This window comes from Mycobacteroides franklinii (assembly GCF_002013895.1).
Taxonomy (GTDB): domain Bacteria; phylum Actinomycetota; class Actinomycetes; order Mycobacteriales; family Mycobacteriaceae; genus Mycobacterium; species Mycobacterium franklinii.
This window is the reverse complement of the sequence record NZ_MAFQ01000009.1, coordinates 275,173-294,044: the sequence shown is the minus strand read 5'-3', so window position 1 is coordinate 294,044 and position 18,872 is coordinate 275,173. Positions and strand designations below refer to the sequence as shown.

The window sequence follows — 18,872 nt, the reverse complement described above, 5'->3', positions numbered from 1 at the left end:
AGGCGGAGTAGGACTATCCTGGAGGCATGAAGCGACCACATAATGTGGCGCGAATTCTCTGCTCCGTGTTTATTGCCGGGGCTCTGGCTTCAGCGCCATTTGTTCTGTCCGCCCCGTCTGCGGGCACTGCCCAGGCGACCGTCTGCGCCACCGCCGGATACACCACCCGATGCGAGGGTGTGCCGGCCTCGGCGGGATACGGCTACGGCTACTACCCGCCCGGCGCGTACTGGGGAGGCCCGGGATACCCGCCCCTAGCCGGAGCAGGCATCCCGATACGCCCTATCCCTTAACGGCGTTGACGGCCTTGACGAAGACATCGGAGAGGTCGTTGCGGTCGACATCCCCCATGCCTGACACCGAAACGGCGTGGTGCTCGTCCAGCTGAGCGGAATAGGCGACCTGTGCCATTTCCTTCTCCATGCCGGGCGCACTGATCTTGATGTTGGTCGAGGTGCCCGTGGTCTTCACACCGTCGATGGCGGGCGCGTCGATCTTCTCGCCGGTGCCCTCTGCCATGCCGGCGATCGACAGGGTGAACTTGTCACACGCGCCGCCGGTGGTGTCCGCGGGAATCGCGTTAACCGTCTCCATCGCCGCGGCGATGATCATGGTCTTCGACATGGGGTCGGCGCCGCCCTTGGAGCCGGTGACGCCCTGCATCGAGGTCCCGGTCACCTGCGGGAAGGCGCCCAGCATCTTGTCGGCGCACTCCTGCGGGGTGAAGGTGGCCTTATCGAAGATGCCCTTCATCTGATCGAGCATCTGCTGGGTCACCGTGGTCTTGGGCTGTACCTCGACGGTGTACCCGGCGGGGAACTGATCCTTGATGCTGTCGATCTTGGCGATGTCGAAGCTGCTTGCTGCCGCCGCGGAGCTGGTGGCGCTGCTGCTGCCCGACGTGCCCGCGGACTCGTCCTTCTTGTCGTTGTTCGAACACGCCAGCAATAGCCCGCCGGTCGCGAGCACCGTGCCGAAAACAGTCAATGAGCGATTCATGTAGGTAATTCCCCTCTGAGCAGTGCGTTTTCAGCAACCTGGAAGTAGATTCAATCATCGTGGCAATCGACGGCTCTACGGGATCTGCCGAACTACCGCATGAATTTGACCACACGCACCCGGACGTGTCCGGGGGATGGTTGCGTGCAGCCACGTTCGGCGCCATGGACGGCCTGGTAACCAACACCGCTTTGGTTGCCGGCGTGGGTGCCAGCGGGCTCGACGCGCACGCGATTGTGCTGACTGGGGCGGCCAGTCTGGTGGCGGGTGCGTTCTCGATGGCACTGGGGGAGTTCACGTCGGTATCGACGTCCAATTCGCAGATCGAGCATGAGGCGAGCGTTGAGCGTCGGGCCATCCAGCTGCATCCCGACGCCGAGAAACAAGAGCTGATCGCCATGCTCGGCGATATCGGTCTCTCGCCCCAGACCGCGGCGGCCGCCGCCGACGAGATTCATCAGGACGAGAACACCGCGGTGACGATCCACCTCACCCGGGAGCTCGGCATCAATCCCAACGACACCCCGTCGCCGTGGGTGGCGGCCATTTCCTCCTTCGTGACGTTCTCGGTGGGTGCGGTGGTTCCGCTGATTCCCTTCCTGCTGGGATTCGCATCACTGATGGCCGGGCTGATCTGTGGCGGCGTGGGGCTGCTGATCGCCGGATGGGTCGCGGGGAGTTTTACCGCGCGCCCATCGTGGCTGAGCGCGTTGCGGCAGTTGGCGTTTGGTTTCGTCGCTATCGGCGCCACCTATGTCATAGGTCATTTCATCGGCGTCGCGGTGAGTTAGCGCCCGCCGCGCGAAGCTGAGAATTTCCTGAGAGCGCGTAAAGGTGCTGGCAGAATTGTTGAAGTGAATTTCACCAGGGTGCCCCTGAAGCCCGATGAACTGGCTCAGGCCGCCGTCATGTCCGCGCTCACCGCGGCCATGGTCATCGTCGGAATCACCCTGCCGATCTTCGGTGCCGTGCAGCTGCTCGGCGCCGTACCCATGGGTCTGCTGGGCTATCGCTACCGCGTGCGGGTGCTGCTGGCCGCCGCCGTGGCTGGTGGAGTCATTGCCTTCCTGCTGGCCGGGCTCGGCGGATTTATCGCGATGTGTCAGTGCGTCTATATCGGCGGGCTCACCGGTGTGGTGCGCCGCCGCGGTCACGGCATGCCCCTGCTGACGGTGCTCGGGGTCATCTGTAGCGCGATCATCGCGGCCCTGGCGGTCGGTGCGCTGACGCTCCTGAACCGGATGCGCACCCTCCTCTTCGATGCGCTGCGCGCCTCGCTGGAGGGTCTGTTCAAGATGATCGGCAACATCCCGCATCTCGAAGCCGTGGGTGTCAACGCGACGAGTGCCATCGACTTCGCGATGCGTAACTGGATGTGGTTCATCGCCGGCATCGTCTTCACCTTCGTGCTGTTGAATACGATGTTCGGCTGGTGGGTGCTTTCACGGGTGATCCGCCGCCTCGCGGTGATTCCGGATGTGCACCAGCTGGATCCGCCGCCGGTGGCGGGGGCGGTGGGCCCGGTGCCGGCCCGGCTGCACGATGTGCGATTCCGCTATCCACGCAGTGAATCCGATGCACTGGCACCGCTTTCCATGAACATCGAGGTCGGCGAGCACGTCGCCATCACCGGCCCCAACGGCTCCGGCAAGAGCACGTTGATGCGGATCCTTGCCGGTCGTGAACCGACATCAGGGCAGATCGAGCGGCCGGGCTCGGTGGGCCTTGGCGCCATCGGCGGCACCGCAATCGTCATGCAGCACCCGGAAAGTCAGGTCCTGGGCACCAAGGTCGCCGACGACGTGGTGTGGGGTCTGCCCGCCGATCACGAGGTTGATATCGACGGCCTGCTGCGCGAGGTCGGTCTTGAGGGCATGGGTGATCACAGCACGTCCTCCCTTTCCGGCGGCGAGCTGCAACGCCTGGCGGTGGCCTCGGCCCTGGCGCGCGAACCCGCACTTTTGGTAGCCGACGAGATCACTAGCATGGTGGATCCGCAAGGGCGTCAGGATCTGTTGGGGGTGATCTCCCGGCTCACCGCGCAGCACCGAATGTCTTTGGTGCACATCACGCATTTCCAGTCCGAGGCCGCGGCCGCCGATCGTGAGGTCGCCTTGCGCACGGTCAACGGCAAGACGGCGCGCACCGCGATCCAGACCGTGCCCGTGCCGACCACCACAGCCGCACTACCCCATGCCGAGTCCCCGGTAGTGCTGGAATTCGATTCCGTAGGCCACGAGTACGCCAGTGGAACACCTTGGGCGAAAACGGCATTGCGCGATGTGTCGTTGACCGTGCACGAGGGCGACGGGGTTCTCATCCACGGCGGTAACGGCTCGGGCAAGTCGACGTTCGCGTGGATCGCCGCCGGGCTCACCAAACCGACAACCGGGCAGTGCCTGCTGGACGGCAAGCCTGTTTCGGATCAGGTGGGGGCAGTGGCCATCAGCTTCCAGGCCGCCCGTTTGCAGCTGCTGCGCAGCCGGGTCGACTACGAAATTGCCTCGGCAGCAGGGTTTTCTCGTCGTGACACCGACCGAGTGGTGCGAACCCTGGCCAGCGTCGGACTGGATGCGGACCTCGCCAAGCGTCCCATCGACCAGCTCAGCGGGGGCCAGATGCGCCGGGTGGTACTGGCCGGACTGCTGGCCCGCTCGCCGCGTGCCCTGATTCTCGATGAACCGCTCGCGGGCCTGGATGCCGAATCACAGGCGGGCCTGTTGCGGCTGCTGATCGATCTGCGGGAACGCGACAGGCTCACCGTCGTGGTCATCTCGCATGACTTCGATGGCATGCAGGATCTGTGCCCGCGCACGGTGCATCTGCAATCCGGCGTGCTGCTGCCCGAATCGGTGGGGTCGGGGAGTCGCTCATGACCAATACACGTGCCCAGCGTCGTCCGGTGGTGCTGCTGCGTCCGGTGCCAGGCACCTCACCGATTCACGAGTTGTGGGCCGGGACCAAACTTCTGGCGGTCTTCCTTATCTCGGTGCTGCTGACGTTGTTCCCCACCTGGACGGCGATCGGCGCGGTAGCGGCCCTGGTGATTCTCACCGCGTGGTTGGCACGTATCCCGCGCGGTGCCGTGCCCACCATTCCGATCTGGTTGGTGGCGTTGGTGATCGGTGGCAGCCTCACGGTGTTCTTCAGTGGCGGTCCGCCCTTCTGGCATATCGGCGGTCTCACCATCGGATTCCACGGTGTGCTTGCGGTGGCCCGCACGACCGCGGTCGCAGCGGTGCTGCTCGGCACGGGGGCCATGGTGTCGTGGACCACCAACGTTTCCGAGATCGCGCCCGCGGTCGCGGTGCTGGGTCGGCCCTTGAAGGTCCTCGGGATTCCTGTCGACGAGCGGGCGGCCACCCTGGCGCTGGCACTGCGCTCGTTCCCCATGCTTTCCGACGAATTCCGGATGCTCATCGCCGCCCGCAGGCTGCGTCCGCCGCAGGTGCGTGACGGCCGGCGTGGGTTTCGGTGGATCACGGAGGTGGTCGACTTGCTCACCGCGGCCATCACCGCAGCGCTGCGACGTGCCTCGGAGATGGGCGATGCCATCACCGCGCGCGGCGGCACCGGACAGATTGCGGCGCATCCGGCCCGGCCCGGCCTACGGGACGCCATTGCGTTGTCTTTGGTGATTGCCGTGGGCACGGCCGTCGTATTGTTCGAGGTGCTGTAGCCAAACGTGCCGGAACAACGGTGGTCGACCAGATAATAAACAGGTCCAGGCCGAGCCCGAGTAGCAGCGATGCCATGTAGGTGTTCATCAAGGGTTGTTCCGCTTCTTCTGGTTGTGCATATCTTCTAGCGTGGATGGCGGTGGCGCGGCAGGACCGATGAACCAAGTGAGCCATGCGGCCCCCTTGAGTAGCCGATGCCACCAGGGGATATCGGCTTTTTGCTCCCGTGGCGTATTAGGAATTGACTGAGGGGCTGCAGCCTTGCGTATCTGCTCGGCCGAAAACGGTTCACGAGGAACGCTTCTCGACTTCTCGCTCTCATCCACGTTTGCGTATGCTCCTTAGTTCGCCGTTTTGCTCAGCTGAACAAGCTCTTGACGCCGCTCCGGCGCGGAACTACCGCTCAATAGCCTTATTGGCCGCCCGCTGCGCCTGCTGCAACGCGGTGTGCACATCAAGACGCCCCAGGAACATCTCGGCGAAATACGGCTTCAGCGCCGCGAATCCGGCCCCGAAACCCTGCCCGCCTGGGGCGGAGATCTGCTGGCCGTTGAGCACCTCGAAGAACTGTGCGACGTCGACGCCCTTGCCCGCCCAGTGCTGAAAGTACGGCGCACGCGCGGTAAGCACGGCGGGGATCGCCGAGCCGCTGCGGCCCAGGAAGGAGTTCCCGTCGGCGCTGCCCATCCAGGCCAGCACCTTCTGCGTCTCATCCGGATGGGGCGACGACGAATTCGCGGCGGCCACAATCCCGTTGGTGACACTGACCCTGCCCTCCGGGCCTGCCGGCATCATGGCGACTCCCCAGGGGAAGGTGGCGTTCGCTTCGATCTGTGCCAGGTTGTAGGTGCCCGATTGGAACAGCGCCATCCGCCCCTGCAGAAACTGGTTGCGGGAGAAGTCGTTGTTGTCATTGGTGTCGGCGGCCGAGGGTGCCACCTTGTCGATGTTGATGAGATCCACCAGGTACCGGAACGCCATCTCGGCCCGGGGATTGGCGAAGGCGAACTTGTTGTCAGCCTGGAATATCGCACCCGCCGACCCGAGGTAGTTCAGGTAGATGCCTTGTAAGTCGTTGGCGGCGTTATACCCCCAATGGCCGGGCCCGGTGAGCCGGTGCAGCATGGGGCGCAGGGTGTCGACCCCGGGATCGGGGTCCCAGCGAAGTTCGGACAGCTCAGCCGGGTCCACCTGGGCGTCGTCGAGCAGACTCTTGTTGTAGTACAGGGCAATCCCAGCGTCACTGAGCTGCGGCACGCCCCACAGCTTGCCGCCCCGGGTGAACTGCGCGACGACGGACGGGTCCCAGTCCGCCTGCGGTTTCACCGGGACGAGGTTCCCGGTATCGGCGTAGTCGGACAGATAGGCGTTACTGAGCCAGAAGATATCGTCCGCGCCGTGCCCGGCCACATCGGTACGCAGGCTGTTGAAGTAACTCGCGTACGACGTCACGGTGACGGCTACCTGGATCTGCGGATTGCGCCGGCTGAACTCGTCGAACGAGCTGCGGTACGCCTCGGCCACCTGCTGATCCCAGACCCGAACGGTGACCACCGTTTTGCCGTGCGGATTCTTCGGAATGCCGAGCCACGTCGCAACGCCGAATAGCAGCAGCGTGATCAATCCGAGGGTCAGGGCCGCGCGGGTGGACGCCTTCATCACTTGAGTCCGCTCAGGGTGATGGAGCGGACGATGTATTTCTGGAACACCACGAACAGGATCACCAGCGGCACGATCGCCACGGTGGTGGCAGCCATGACGATGGGCCACTGCGCGTTGAACTGAGACTGCAGCCCGGCGGTCGCGACGGTCAGCACCCGCCAGTTGCCGCCGCTGGTGATCACCAACGGCCACATGAAGTTGTTCCACTGCGACACCACGGTGATGAGGGTCAACGTGATGAGGATCGGCCGGCTCACGGGCACCACCACATGCCACAGGATGTCGAGGGTGTTGGCACCGTCCAGGCGGGCCGCGCGGATCAGGTCGTCGGGGATGGTGCGGAAATGCTCACGTAGCAAGAAGATCGCATAGGGCGATCCGAACATGAACGGGATGACCAACGCCCAGAACGTGTTCCTCAGCCCGATCTGCGTCAGCATCAAGTACATCGGCACCACGGTCACCGTCGCCGGAATCATCAGCGTCGCCAGGTACACCCAGAACAGTCCGTCGCGGCCGGGAAACTGCAGCCGCGCAAAGGCATACGCGGCCAGCACCGAGAAGGTCAGCTGGCCGATCACGATAATCGCCGTCATCAACACGGTCACCAGCGCGGCCCGTTCGAATCCGGCATCGGCTAGCCCCGTGTAGTTGGCGAGTGTGAACGGATTCGGCGGCGCTATTGGAGAGTCGGCAGAGAACTGACGTGTCGTCTTCCATGATGCCGACAGGGCGAACACAAACGGAGTGAGAGTGATGGCTGCGCCGGCTATCAGCAGCAAATATGCTGCCATGTTTCGAGAGCCGTTCCCGAGCACTGCTAAGGCGCGGGGACGGTGATACGCTCTCGTCGCCGACATTCCTGTTGGCCTCATATGGAGGGGATTTCCGATGTTGTTCTGGGGGTGGGGTGGGCGCTCGAAACAGCTCGAGCTGTCGCCGACACAAGTGCTGTCATTCGCGTACCGCTACTTTCACTTGTTCTTCGTTTTCTCGGTGACATTCGGTGGGAGCTACTCTCTACTCACGCTGACCGAGCACGGCTGGGCTGCCGCTCCGATCGCCCAGGAGCAGGCAGACGAGATTCTCGCTGGTCGCTCATTGCAGCCGAACCCATGGCGTCGCTTCAGCCTGTATGGCTTCTTGATCGTGATTGCGCTGTTCGTGCTCGTGAGCAAGCTGCGGCACGGAGCCTGATACGCCTTCCTAGACCAGGTCATAGCTCACCCGCGTCCGGAAGTAGCGGTGCTGAACAACCGTGATGACAACCAGGATCAGAAACAGAATCAGCGACATCGCCGCCGAGCGCCCAACGTGAGCCGACTCGAATGCCTCGGCGTACACGCGGTGCGCCGCCAAGTCGGTGCGGTTCTGCGGGCCACCGCTTGTCAGGGCGTAGACGGTGTCGAAGGTCTGCACGGCGCTCACCACCCCGGTCACGAGCACGAAGAAGAAGGTGGGCCGCAGCATCGGCAGGGTGATGCGGCGGAACCGCTGCCAGGGCGTCGCACCGTCCACCCGTGCCGCGTTGTGCACGTCACCGGGAATGGCCAGCAGGCCGGCCATGAAGAACAGCGCCACGTAGCCGACGTTGGTCCACACGCTCACCGCCGCCACCACCGGCAGCGCCAGCGAGGGGTCGGTGAGCCACTCGATGCGTTGCCCTAGCAGTGCATTGACGGCGCCATCGGTGGGCGCCAGCATCCAATGCCACAGCACACCGATGGCCAGCGGCGCGCAGATCCACGGGATCACGTAGATGGTGCGGAACAGCACGGTGCCCGGCAGTCCACGCACCAACAGTGTCGCCGCGCCCAGTCCGAGGAGGGTCTGCGTCGGAATCACCAGCGCCACGAAGATCAGCGTCACCAGCAGGGAATGGCCGAAGGCGCCGTCGGTGAATATCGAACGCCAGTTGTCCAGGCCGACGAATTCGATGGGGCCCAACAGATCCCAGCGGCACAGGCTCAGCCACACCACCACCAGGATGGGCAGCAGCAGAAACGCCGCCACCCCGAACAGGCTCGGGGCAAGCAGCCCGTAGCCCAGCGCTGTCTGCCGGGAGCGTTGCACTGGAACATTAAACCGTGGACGTCGCCGGTAGCGTTGGGCACGTGACTCGGTCCGTAGATTCCGATTTCCTGGCGCTGCCCCGCGCCGAACTCGCCGACGCCGCGTTGAGCGCGGCGCGCGCCGCCGGTGCCAGCTATGCCGACTTGCGCATCCATCGGCTCGTCAACGAGGAGCTGATGCTGCGCGACGAGCAGGTCGAGACTGCCGTCTCCGGACGCACCATCGGTGTGGCGGTACGGGTGATTGTCGACGGCACCTGGGGATTCGCCTCCCACGTCCAACTCGATACGACGGCCGCCGCCGAGACCGCGCGCCGGGCCGTGGCGGTCGCACGCGGGCTGCGCAGCCTGAACCGCGAGCGCGTCGAGCTGGCCGATGAGCCCGTCTACGCCGACGCCCACTGGGTGTCCGAGTACGAGATCGATCCGTTCCGAGTGCCGCAGGTGGAGAAGATCGCGGTGCTGCAGGAGTATTCGGCGCGGTTGCTGGCCTCCGACGGGGTGGATCACGCCTCGGCCTCGCTGACGGCGGTCAAGGAGCAGACCTTCTACGCCGACACCTTCGGCTCGTCGATCACCCAGCAGCGGGTGCGGGTCATGTCGCAGCTGGACGCCATCGCCGTCGACGCCGCCACCGGATCCTTCGAAACCATGCGTACTCTGGCCCCGCCGATGGGACGCGGCTGGGAGGCCGTCGGCGGCGACGGGGTGTGGGACTGGAGCACCGAGCTGCGTGAGATCCCGGAGCTGCTCACCGAGAAGGTCAAGGCACCCGGCGTGGTCGCCGGTACCACTGACCTGGTGATCGACCCGACCAACCTGTGGCTGACCATTCACGAGTCGATCGGTCACGCCACCGAATACGACAGGGCCATCGGCTACGAGGCCGCCTATGCGGGCACCTCGTTCGCCACGCCCGACAAGCTCGGCACCATGAAGTACGGCTCACCCGTCATGAACGTGACCGCCGACCGCAACGAGGTGCACGGTCTGGCGTCAGTCGGATACGACGACGAGGGTGTGGCCTCGCAGCGTTGGGATCTGGTGCGCGATGGCATCTTCGTCGGCTACCAGCTGGATCGGGTGTTCGCGCCCCGCCTCGGCCAGGAACGTTCCAACGGATGCTCGTACGCGGACTCGCCGCATCACGTGCCCATTCAGCGGATGGCCAATGTGTCGCTGCAGGCCTCGCCGGATGAGCGCTCGACCTCCGATCTGATCTCCGGGGTGGAGGACGGCATCTACATCGTGGGCGACAAGTCATGGTCAATCGATATGCAGCGCTACAACTTCCAGTTCACCGGGCAGCGGTTCTACCGTATCCGCGGCGGCAAGCTGGACGGGCAGCTGCGCGATGTCGCCTACCAGGCCACCACCACCGATTTCTGGGGGTCGATGGAAGCCGTTGGCGGGCAATCCACCTGGCGTCTGGGCGGCGCCTTCAACTGCGGTAAGGCCCAGCCCGGCCAGGTCGCGGCGGTAAGTCATGGCTGCCCGTCGGCACTGTTCCGTGGCGTCAATGTTCTCAACACCAAAGAAGAGGGCGGTAGCAGCCGATGAGCCGCTTGCGCGAAGAGGAGACAGCACAGTGATCCCCGCACAGCAGGTCGCCGAGGGTGTACTCGCCGAGGCCGCGCGGCGCGGTGGCGCCGACGACACCATCGTCCTGATCCAGGACAGCAGCGAGGCGTCGCTGCGCTGGGCGGGCAGTTCCATGACCACCAACGGTGAATCGGTGAAGCGCAGCATCGCGGTGATATCGATACTGCGGCAAGGAGATCAGACCCGGGTGGGCTCGGTGCTCACCGAAGACGCCGACCCGGCCGCGCTCGCCGATTTGGTGGCAGCCAGCCAGGCCGAGGCCGCCTCGGCACCGCCGTCGCGCGACGCCATGCCTCTGCTGGGACCCGGCGAGGCCGTGGGGGAGAGCTGGGACGCGCAGATCTCGCGCACCGGCGCCGACGTGTTCGGCTCACTGGCCGCGGATCTGTCGACCGGCTTCGACGGCCCCGACACCCTGTACGGATACGCCCGCCACGAACGGCAGACCACCTTCCTGGCCTCATCGACGGGGCTGCGCCGCCGGTTCACCCAGCCCACGGGGCAGGTGGAGATCAACGCCAAGCGCGGTGTGGGCAGCGCCTGGGCCGGGGTGTGCACTCCCGAATTCGTGGACGTGCCCACCGAATCGCTGCTGCGCCAGCTCTCCGAAAGACTCACCGCCGCACAGAACCAGATCGAGCTCAAGGCCGGTCGCTACGAGACGCTGCTGCCGCCGTCGGCCACCGGTGACCTGATGCAGTACCTGGTGTGGACCATGGGCGGACGCGGCGCACACGAGGGACGCAACGCCTTCGCGGCGCCGGGCGGCACCCGCATCGGGGAACGGCTGACCGAGCTGCCGGTCACCGTGTACTCGGACCCGTCGTACCCCGGACTGGAGAGCAGCCCCTTCGTTGCCACCCCGATTTCCCGGGAATCGCTGTCGGTTTTCGACAATGGGGTCGGCATCGAGCGCGTCGACTGGGTGCGTGACGGGGTGATCAACGCGCTGAGCTACTCACGCGCCGACGCCGCCGAGTTCGATGCCGCGCCCACGGTGGGCGCCGACAACCTCATCATGACCGGGGGCGGCAGCGAGACGCTGGAACAGATGATCGCCGCCACCGAGAACGGTCTGCTGCTCACCACGCTGTGGTACATCCGCGAGGTGGACCCGACCACCCTGCTGCTGACCGGGCTGACCCGTGACGGGGTGTATTTGGTGCGCGACGGTCAGATCACCGGCGCGGTGAACAACTTCCGGTTCAATGAGAGCCCGATCGATCTGCTGCGGCGGGTATCGCAGGTGGGTGCCACCGAGTACACGCTGCCGCGCGAATGGAGCGACTACGCGACGCGGCAGGCCATGCCGGCGCTGCGCATCCCGGACTTCCACATGTCGTCGGTCAGCGCCGCGCAGTAAGGGCAGGGTGCGGGGTCTCCACAGAACCTTCACAAAAGGCTCCAGCCATCCTCACAACCGTCAAATAACCTGTTCATGTGCCCAGCCAGCGAAGAATCTTGGTCGTCGACGACGAACCCACGATCTGTGCGTCCATTTCCGCACGGCTGCGCGCCGAGGGATATGCGGTAGACACCGAGGACAACGGCCTGGACGCGGTGCGGCATTGCCGCGAAAACCCGCCGGACCTGATGGTGCTGGACGTCATGCTGCCCGGGCTCGACGGGCTGGAGGTCTGCCGCCAGGTGCAGGCGCACGCGCCCATCCCGGTGCTGATGCTCACCGCGCGCGGCACCGAGACCGACATGCTGGTGGGGCTGGGGGTGGGTGCCGACGACTACCTGCCGAAGCCGTTCAGCATGCGGGTGCTGGTGGCCCGGGTGGCCGCGCTGCTGCGCCGCACCGATCGCGTCGCGGCGCCGAGCACCGATGTGCGCGTCGGACAGGTGCGCATCGATGTGTCCGAGCGCCGCGTATATCACCGCGACGACGAGGTGCACCTGACCCGCACCGAGTTCGACCTGCTGGCCTATCTGGCCGATAACCCACGGGTGGCGATCAGCCGTGACCGTCTGCTCGATCAGGTGTGGGGCTGGAGTGAGGGGCTGCCCTCGGGGCGGCGCACCGTGGACAGCCACATCAAGGCGTTGCGCCGCAAGCTCGGTCAGGAGTTGATCCGCACCGTGCACGGCATCGGATACGCGTTGGAGGCACCGCGATGAGCCAACTGCTGGAACTTCTGCCGCGTCCGCTGGATCCGTTGCGCTCCTTCAAGTTCAAGACGGCGGTGCTGGTGGGGGTGGCGCTGCTGATCGCCACCTGCCTGCTGTGGATCACCGCCGAATGGAAGCTGCGGTACGCGCTCACGCTCGCGTTGTTTGTCTCATTCGGGGTCACCTGGTTTCTGGCGCACGGCATGACCTCGCCGCTGCGCGATATGACCACGGCGGCCCGCTCGATGGCCCAGGGTGACTACTCGCGCCGGGTGCGTTCGACCTCCCGCGATGAAGTAGGCCAGCTGGCAACGGCTTTCAATCACATGGCCGCCGAACTGCAATCCGCCGAACGGTACCGGCGCGAACTGGTGGGCAACGTCTCGCACGAGCTGCGCACGCCCATCACAGCGCTGCAGGCGGTGCTGGAGAACATCGTGGACGGGGTGGCCGAACCGGACCCGGCGACGCTGAAAACCGCGTTGGCGCAGACCGAACGGCTCGGCAGGCTCGTGGACGACCTACTTGACCTGTCCAAACTGGAGAACGGATCGATTCCGGTGCAGCGCGAATCGTTCGCGGTACGCGAGTTCGTCGATGACGCGGTGGCCCAGGCGAAGACGACCGGGCGCCAGGTGCGCTACCACGTGACCGTCGAACCCTTCGACCTGGCGGCGGTCGCCGATACCGCCCGGCTGCATCAGGTGGTGGCCAATCTGCTGGACAACGCGTCGCGACACAGCCCTCCCGGGGGACAGGTGTCGGTGTTCGCGCGCACCGAGAACGATGCGCTGCTGCTGGAGGTCGCCGATACCGGCCCGGGCATTGCCCCGCACGAAAGATCAAGAGTGTTCGAGCGATTCACCCATGGGGGATCGCGTGATGGCGGCACCGGCTTGGGGTTGGCCATCGCGCAGTGGGCCGTCGATCTACATGGCGGCCGCATCGAAATCGTGGACGCGCCCGGCTGCCGGGTGCGAGTCACATTGCCGCAGTTTGACAATGAGGAGGGGAATTCATGACGTCTATGTCGCCGTACCCATATCCGATTCCGGGGGCTCCAGTACCCGGCGCACCCGCCGCACCCGCCGCGCCGCCCGTGCCGCGCCCGCCGGTGCCTTTCTTTGGGCCGCCGACGAAGTTCCTGACGGCGTGGCCGCGGGATATCCGCTCGAAGATGACGCAGGCAGCTCTGCTCAGCGGCATCGGGGCCGGACTGGTCGCGGCGCTGTGCTGGCGGTCCTCACTGCCGGGCCTGGGCTGGACGCTGACCGCGCTCGCGGTGGCAATCGCCGCCTTCGCGACGCAGAAGGTGCAGTGGACACCCACCCGCATCGGCGCGCTGGTGCTGGCGCTGTGCCTGGCGGTGGTGCCGACCGTGCGGGATGCCGATTGGCTGGTCGCCTTATGTGTGCTGACCTCGCTGGCGCTGTTCATCTATGCGCTGGCTCCGGCGCGGACGTGGACGGGACTGGTGTACGGGCAGCTCGTGATGCTGAGGGTGCCGCTGCGGGTGGCGGGTTGGATGCGTCGCGGCACGCGCACGATGTCGCGCGGCCGGAAGGTCAGTCCGGATCGGGTGGCCATCGTGGTGCTGGTCACCGTGGCTCTGGTGGTGGCGTTTGGGGCGCTGCTGGCCGATGCCGATGCCCGGTTCAACGCGCTGATCACTGGGGTTCTGCCGTTCATGTCCTTCGGCGACGTGATCGGGCGGGTCATCGTTGGCGTGTTGGTCGGCGGGTTCGCGCTGGGCTCCATCTATGTGCTGGTCAAGCCGCCGGCCTTTGACCGGCTGGCGCCGACGGAGCCCAAGCGGCTGCCGCGCTGGGAGTGGAGCCTACCGCTGGCCGCGCTGAACCTGTTGTTCATCGCGTTTGTGGGCGTGCAGATTTCGGTGCTGTTCGGGGGAGACGAGCATGTGCAGGTCACTGAGGGGTTGACCTACGCAGAGTATGCGCGGCAAGGCTTTTGGCAGCTGCTGTTTGTCACCATCCTGGTGCTGGGGGTGATCGCGGTGGCGATCCGGGTGGCGGGGCGCGAGGAGGCTCGTGACCGGCTGTTCCTGCGGGTGCTGATTGGTGGGCTGTGCCTGACCACGCTGGTGATCGTGGTCTCGGCCATTCACCGGATGTCGCTGTATGAGAACGCGTACGGATACAGCGTGGAGCGGCTGCTGGTGCGCTGGATCGAGCTGGGCCTGGGCCTGGTGTTGGTGCTGATCCTGGTGGCGGGCATTCGGATGAGTGCCCGGTGGCTGCCCACCGCGGTGGTAGCTGTTGGTTCGTTCGGGATGCTGGGGCTGGCGATCTTCAACCCGGAAAGCTATGTGGCGCAGCGCAACGTGCAGTTCTTTGAGCAGACGGGCACGATCGATCAGTGGTACATGGGGAGCTTGTCCGCCGATGCGTTCGCGGCGACGAACTCGCTGCCCGAGGATGTGCGGGTGTGCGTGCAAGGGCGGATGAAGGACCGGTTGCGGCCGACGGCGCCCTGGTACGAGTACAACGTGAGCCGGGCGACCCTGCGATCTGCCGAGGTCAAAGAGACCTCATGCAACGTGGATCGCGACCACAGGTGACCTGGGTTCCTGGGGCGCGGCGGGGGATCGGCTAGAGTCGTCACCTGCTGGGGGCGGTAGCTCAGTTGGTTAGAGCCGTGGACTCATAATCCATTGGTCGCGGGTTCGAGCCCCGCCCGCCCTACAAGAGGATTGTATGACGTTGGGTGATGCTTGACGTTTTGTCTGCGGTTGATGGGCGACAGTGTTTCGGCTGATGCCTTACGCCTGTTTCGGTTGATCCTTGACACTCCCTAGATGAGGGAGTTGAGCGTGGTCGAGCAGAGGTATCAGGCCGTGTTGGCTGTGATCAGTGACGGGTTATCGATTTCGCAGGTGGCCTCCAAGGTGGGGGTGTCGCGGCAGACGCTGCATGCGTGGTTGGCCCGCTACGAGGCCCAGGGGCTGGAGGGGTTAGCGGATCGGTCGCATCGGCCGGCGTCGTGTCCGCATCAGATGCCGGCGCAGGTGGAAGCGGCGGTGTTGGAGTTGCGGCGCTCGCGTCCGTATTGGGGTCCGCGCAGGCTGGTGTTCGAACTCGCTAAACGCAATGTGCGGCCGGTGCCGTCGGAGTCGGCGGTGTATCGGGCATTGCTGCGGGCCGGGTTGATCGATCCGAGCCTGCGGGATCGGCGGTCGCGTAAGTGGAAACGCTGGGAGCGCGGGACTGCGATGGAGTTGTGGCAGATGGATGTGGTGGGCGGGTTCCCGTTGGCCGATGGCAGCTGCGCTAAGGCGTTGACGGGGGTTGATGATCATTCGCGGATGTGCGTGTGTGCTCGGTTGATGGCCCGGGAACGCACTAAGGCGGTCTGTGACGGTTTGCGCGAGGCGATCGCTTCTTTTGGTGTGCCGCAGCAGATTCTGACCGATAACGGGAAGGTGTTCACGGGCCGGTTCAATCATCCGCCGGTTGAGGTGCTCTTTGATGCGATCTGCCGCGAGCACGGCATCGAGCATCTGTTGACTCGGCCTCGTTCGCCGACCACGACCGGCAAGATCGAGCGGTTCCACCGCAGTCTGCGGGTCGAGTTCCTTTCCCAGGCGAAACCTTTCGTCAACCTCAACGCTGCCCAGCATGCTTTGGACGAATGGGTGCTCGATTACAACACCAATCGCCCACATCAGTCCTTGAGGATGGATACCCCGGCCCAGCGTTTCACCGCGCGATCCCCGGTGCCGCCGTCCTGGGCACCGGCAGCAATGGCCAGTGCCGCCGATCGCGGTGGCCGCGATTGGGTATCGCGGACAGTGACCACTAACGGGGTGGTGTGTGTTTCCTGGCAGCAGGTCTCGGTGGGCCGCCACCACGCCGGATCTCGGTGCGATGTGCACGTCGACGGAGAACTGCTGCGGTTCTGGATCGGTGACAACCTGGTCAAAACCGCCGCTCGCGCCAGCACCGGCGCGGTAAGAAACAAGAAGGCCTGCCGCACCCGCGACCAGACCTGAACCACAACACGAGTGTCAAGGATCAACCGAACTAGATCCGTCAACCATCAACCGACTCTGTACAGCCCTACAAGAGGATTGCGGGCGGGGCTTGACGCAGACACGCCAATCTTTGAATGCCTGGCTGTCACCTCCTGAAAGACGATAGGCTGCCTCCCCAAGGTTCGGGTGGCGGATCTGGCGCCAGTCCGGGCAGCCTTCTTCTAGGAAAGTGCCAACACCATGTCCGTGAGGTACGAGCAAGGCCGGGACACGCTGCTGGCGTTAGTGCAAACTACTAAGGAATTCGACGGCAACGAAGCGACAACTAGGCTTCGGCTCATTGACCATATGTTTAAGGATGTCCTTAGTTGGTCGCCTGAAGAAATCGAATGTGAGGTGCACGTAGAAGGCGATTACCTAGACTATGTACTGGGTAATCCAAACCGATTAGCAGTCGCGGAGGCAAAAAGGACTTCGAGGACTTTCGATGTACCTGCCGGAGTGGATACTGGGTTAGTAGATATTTCAACGGTTCGTAATTACAATCCGAGTAATAAAGAGGCAGTAGATCAAGTTTTGACTTACTGTCAAGAAGCGGGTATTGGCATTGCCATGCTGTGTAATGGTCATCAGTATCTCGGCTTTTTGGGAAGTCGCTCAGATGGCCGTAAGCCAATCGATGGAAAAGCTGTGTATTACGCCTCGCTCGAGGACGTGTATGCCGATTTTCCGCAATTCTGGGACTATTTTTCGCGCGACGGAATGGCTCGTGGTAATTTGGCTGGTGCACTCCAGCGACGTTCTATGGCTCATCCTCCGCCACCGCCATTGTCTACTAGGATACATGACTACCCGGGCTACCGGATTGGGTCCGAGATGGAGACTGACCTGCGGATTCTTGGTGAACTATTCATTCAGGATATTGCTCGTGAAGAATCCATAAGTGACGAATTCCTGAGAGAGTGTTACTGCTCAAGTGGGGCGTTGTCGCAATATGCGGTGGTCAGCAAAGAAATCCTTCGATCGCGATATAGCGTGCTTAGTCAGCAAGTTAATGCTGAAAGCGCCAGTACTAAGAAGGGTCCTAATCCGCATATCAAGGAAGACCTTCTCGCAAGTGCGCTTATTAAGCGTCCGATTATATTGCTTGGCGATGTTGGAGTCGGGAAAAGTATATTTCTTAAACATCTCCTACGGATCGATGTCACGGAACTGCTTGATCGTACGGCCGTTATTTACGTAGATTTCCTTAAGCACTCCGGGCTTTTCGACGATGTTTCGAGTTGGATAGTCTCTGCAGTCTCGGGCACTCTCGATTATTTGGCTCAAGTAGATATGTTGGAGCGAGATTTTGTGCGCTCTGTCTACAATCATGAGATTAACAGCTTCAAGCGGGGAATATACGGCTCACTTGAGTCAGAAGATCCGCAGGAGTTCCGTAGGCGGGAAATTGATATGCTCGACAAACATATTTCTAACGAATATGAGCATGCCCGACGCTCTCTTCAGTTTTTGCAAGGCTCACGTTCGATGAATTTTGTTGTGGTTCTTGATAATGTAGACCAGCATTCCCCAGCTTTTCAAGAGCAGATATTCGTAGTGGGCCAGTCTCTGGCGGAGACCTGGCCTGCCGCAGTATTTATGTCGCTGCGGCCAGATACATTTCATAAGTCTCGTCGTTCGGGAGCGCTCGCGGCTTACCAACCTAGGGTTTTCACGGTTTCCCCGCCTCGTGCAGATCACGTAATACTGAAGCGGCTAAAATTTGCAAGAAATCAGCTAGTGGAATTTGGTCGCCTGCCGGGGTTTCCGGAAGGGTTAACGCTTGATTCGAGTAGCTTGCTGGTGTATATCGACGTTTTGTTGACAGCGTTTGAATCTAATGAAGATCTTATAGGGCTCGTAGATAATCTCAGCTCAGGCAATACGCGTACCGCGCTTGATTTTGTTTCCAAATTTGTGGGCAGTGGTTATGTCCAAACTAGACGTATACTGCAGGTTCATGAGGAAGGGCATAAGTACGTAATTCCCTTGCACGAGTTTCTCCGCGCTATTTTGTATGGTGATCAGAAATACTATGATCCTGCGAGATCGTCAGTTTCCAACCTCTTCACAATTTCGCGGAACGATGCCAAGGAGCATTTCCTGCTTCCAATACTTCTCTCGACTACTGAGCGTATCGGGGAGCGGGAGTCGGCCGGCTTCGTAGAGCTCGTTAATATTTACAAAGAACTGCAGGGAATCGGGTACTCGGGCGACCAAATCGATTTTCACTTACTGAGGGCTCAAGATCGCGATTTAGTTGAGGTCACTGAGCATGGTGACAGTGGTAGGTTGGTTCGAATCACAGCTGCTGGTGGATATTTACACAAGGTCTTAGCGCCTAAATTTGCTTACCTCGATGCGATTGTGGTCGACACTCCGATAGTCAATCCAGCTATACGATCAGAAATTAGGGATGTGCATGATATTCATGATCGAGCTGATCGTGCTCAGCAGTTTGTTGAGTATCTGACTGATTCATGGCCATTCGGAGCAGACGATGTCGCATACTCCTGGGACTGCTTCTGTAGCGATTGGGCAAGAGAGCTTGATCGGGTACGGCATGGTGCCGATCGAGCGTACGACCGAAAGATTGCCAACGGTACGTCCGGGAGTGCCTCAGATCGGGCTTCTCGAAGATAGCGACAGATTCCAGAGAGGTGGCGGTTTGCGTTTGTGGCTGTAGGGGTGCGAGTAACGTTCGTTTCT

16 protein-coding genes and 1 tRNA gene are annotated in these 18,872 nt (G+C 63.0%); 13 read left to right on the top strand and 4 right to left on the bottom strand.

The genetic code is table 11. The features are described 5' to 3' along the window. Positions 1-26: 26 nt before the first annotated feature. Complete coding sequence (locus B4393_RS27540) at positions 27-293, top strand: hypothetical protein (RefSeq protein ID WP_131815781.1); 267 nt, start codon at positions 27-29, stop codon at positions 291-293. Here B4393_RS27540 and B4393_RS17395 read toward each other — a convergent pair. Then, positions 283-999, bottom strand: a complete 717-nt coding sequence (locus tag B4393_RS17395) for a DUF5642 family protein (RefSeq protein WP_078335106.1) — start codon at positions 997-999, stop codon at positions 283-285. The genes B4393_RS27540 and B4393_RS17395 overlap by 11 nt on opposite strands. Before the next feature lie 59 nt (positions 1,000-1,058). On the opposite strand from B4393_RS17395, the gene B4393_RS17390 reads away from it, so the two are divergent. The 3 genes from B4393_RS17390 (at position 1,059) to B4393_RS17380 (ending at position 4,678) form a co-directional block, all read left to right on the top strand. Further along, entirely contained in the window at positions 1,059-1,790 is a 732-nt protein-coding gene (locus B4393_RS17390; RefSeq protein ID WP_078335105.1) for a VIT1/CCC1 transporter family protein, read from the top strand. Between the two features lie 84 nt (positions 1,791-1,874). Then, entirely contained in the window at positions 1,875-3,875 is a 2,001-nt protein-coding gene (locus tag B4393_RS17385) for an ATP-binding cassette domain-containing protein (protein WP_078335152.1), read from the top strand. Beyond that, complete coding sequence (locus B4393_RS17380) at positions 3,872-4,678, top strand: energy-coupling factor transporter transmembrane component T family protein (protein WP_078281644.1); 807 nt, start codon at positions 3,872-3,874, stop codon at positions 4,676-4,678. Before B4393_RS17385 ends, B4393_RS17380 begins: the two co-directional genes overlap by 4 nt. A 397-nt stretch (positions 4,679-5,075) precedes the next feature. On the opposite strand, the gene B4393_RS17375 is transcribed toward B4393_RS17380, so the two are convergent. Together B4393_RS17375 and B4393_RS17370 are read right to left on the bottom strand one after the other, a co-directional pair. Further along, complete coding sequence (locus B4393_RS17375; RefSeq protein ID WP_078335104.1) at positions 5,076-6,338, bottom strand: ABC transporter substrate-binding protein; 1,263 nt, start codon at positions 6,336-6,338, stop codon at positions 5,076-5,078. Next, positions 6,338-7,135, bottom strand: coding sequence for a carbohydrate ABC transporter permease (locus B4393_RS17370; RefSeq protein ID WP_078335103.1), 798 nt, complete (start codon positions 7,133-7,135; stop codon positions 6,338-6,340). The genes B4393_RS17375 and B4393_RS17370 overlap by 1 nt, the downstream gene beginning before the upstream one ends. Positions 7,136-7,232: 97 nt before the next feature. Here B4393_RS17370 and B4393_RS17365 point away from each other — a divergent pair, with 97 nt between their 5' ends. Further along, complete coding sequence (locus tag B4393_RS17365) at positions 7,233-7,538, top strand: hypothetical protein (RefSeq protein ID WP_078281641.1); 306 nt, start codon at positions 7,233-7,235, stop codon at positions 7,536-7,538. Positions 7,539-7,547: 9 nt separating this feature from the next. On the opposite strand, the gene B4393_RS17360 is transcribed toward B4393_RS17365, so the two are convergent. Beyond that, a complete protein-coding gene (locus tag B4393_RS17360; protein ID WP_078335102.1) occupies positions 7,548-8,414 on the bottom strand; it encodes a carbohydrate ABC transporter permease in 867 nt (288 codons plus the stop codon). Positions 8,415-8,455: 41 nt separating this feature from the next. Between B4393_RS17360 and B4393_RS17355 the strand changes: the two genes are divergently transcribed. From B4393_RS17355 to B4393_RS27535, 8 genes are all read left to right on the top strand, one after another. Continuing rightward, positions 8,456-9,973: a TldD/PmbA family protein gene (locus B4393_RS17355; RefSeq protein WP_078335151.1), complete on the top strand. Its 1,518-nt coding sequence runs from the start codon at positions 8,456-8,458 to the stop codon at positions 9,971-9,973. 28 nt (positions 9,974-10,001) lie between these two features. Further along, on the top strand, positions 10,002-11,378 hold the full coding sequence (locus B4393_RS17350) for a metallopeptidase TldD-related protein (RefSeq protein ID WP_078335101.1): 1,377 nt from the start codon (positions 10,002-10,004) through the stop codon (positions 11,376-11,378). Positions 11,379-11,476: 98 nt separating this feature from the next. Next, entirely contained in the window at positions 11,477-12,139 is a 663-nt protein-coding gene (locus tag B4393_RS17345; protein WP_078335150.1) for a response regulator transcription factor, read from the top strand. Beyond that, positions 12,136-13,152: a sensor histidine kinase gene (locus tag B4393_RS17340; protein WP_078335100.1), complete on the top strand. Its 1,017-nt coding sequence runs from the start codon at positions 12,136-12,138 to the stop codon at positions 13,150-13,152. Before B4393_RS17345 ends, B4393_RS17340 begins: the two co-directional genes overlap by 4 nt. Next, entirely contained in the window at positions 13,149-14,708 is a 1,560-nt protein-coding gene (locus B4393_RS17335) for a DUF4153 domain-containing protein (RefSeq protein WP_078335099.1), read from the top strand. Before B4393_RS17340 ends, B4393_RS17335 begins: the two co-directional genes overlap by 4 nt. A 50-nt stretch (positions 14,709-14,758) precedes the next feature. Beyond that, positions 14,759-14,832: transfer RNA gene (locus tag B4393_RS17330), tRNA-Ile, on the top strand. 113 nt (positions 14,833-14,945) lie between these two features. Continuing rightward, positions 14,946-16,139, top strand: a complete 1,194-nt coding sequence (locus B4393_RS17325) for an IS481 family transposase (protein ID WP_078335098.1) — start codon at positions 14,946-14,948, stop codon at positions 16,137-16,139. A 228-nt stretch (positions 16,140-16,367) separates the two neighbouring features. Beyond that, entirely contained in the window at positions 16,368-18,806 is a 2,439-nt protein-coding gene (locus B4393_RS27535; protein ID WP_133052586.1) for a hypothetical protein, read from the top strand. Positions 18,807-18,872: the final 66 nt, after the last annotated feature.

What these genes read in the sequence shown, in the direction of transcription:
- B4393_RS27540 (WP_131815781.1), top strand. Translation starts at nt 27, where the DNA reads ATGAAGCGACCACATAATGTGGCGCGAATTCTCTGCTCCGTGTTTATT.
- B4393_RS17395 (WP_078335106.1), bottom strand. Translation starts at nt 999, where the DNA reads ATGAATCGCTCATTGACTGTTTTCGGCACGGTGCTCGCGACCGGCGGG.
- B4393_RS17380 (WP_078281644.1), top strand. Translation starts at nt 3,872, where the DNA reads ATGACCAATACACGTGCCCAGCGTCGTCCGGTGGTGCTGCTGCGTCCG.
- B4393_RS17375 (WP_078335104.1), bottom strand. Translation starts at nt 6,338, where the DNA reads ATGAAGGCGTCCACCCGCGCGGCCCTGACCCTCGGATTGATCACGCTG.
- B4393_RS17370 (WP_078335103.1), bottom strand. Translation starts at nt 7,135, where the DNA reads ATGGCAGCATATTTGCTGCTGATAGCCGGCGCAGCCATCACTCTCACT.
- B4393_RS17365 (WP_078281641.1), top strand. Translation starts at nt 7,233, where the DNA reads ATGTTGTTCTGGGGGTGGGGTGGGCGCTCGAAACAGCTCGAGCTGTCG.
- B4393_RS17340 (WP_078335100.1), top strand. Translation starts at nt 12,136, where the DNA reads ATGAGCCAACTGCTGGAACTTCTGCCGCGTCCGCTGGATCCGTTGCGC.
- B4393_RS17335 (WP_078335099.1), top strand. Translation starts at nt 13,149, where the DNA reads ATGACGTCTATGTCGCCGTACCCATATCCGATTCCGGGGGCTCCAGTA.
- B4393_RS17325 (WP_078335098.1), top strand. Translation starts at nt 14,946, where the DNA reads ATGAGGGAGTTGAGCGTGGTCGAGCAGAGGTATCAGGCCGTGTTGGCT.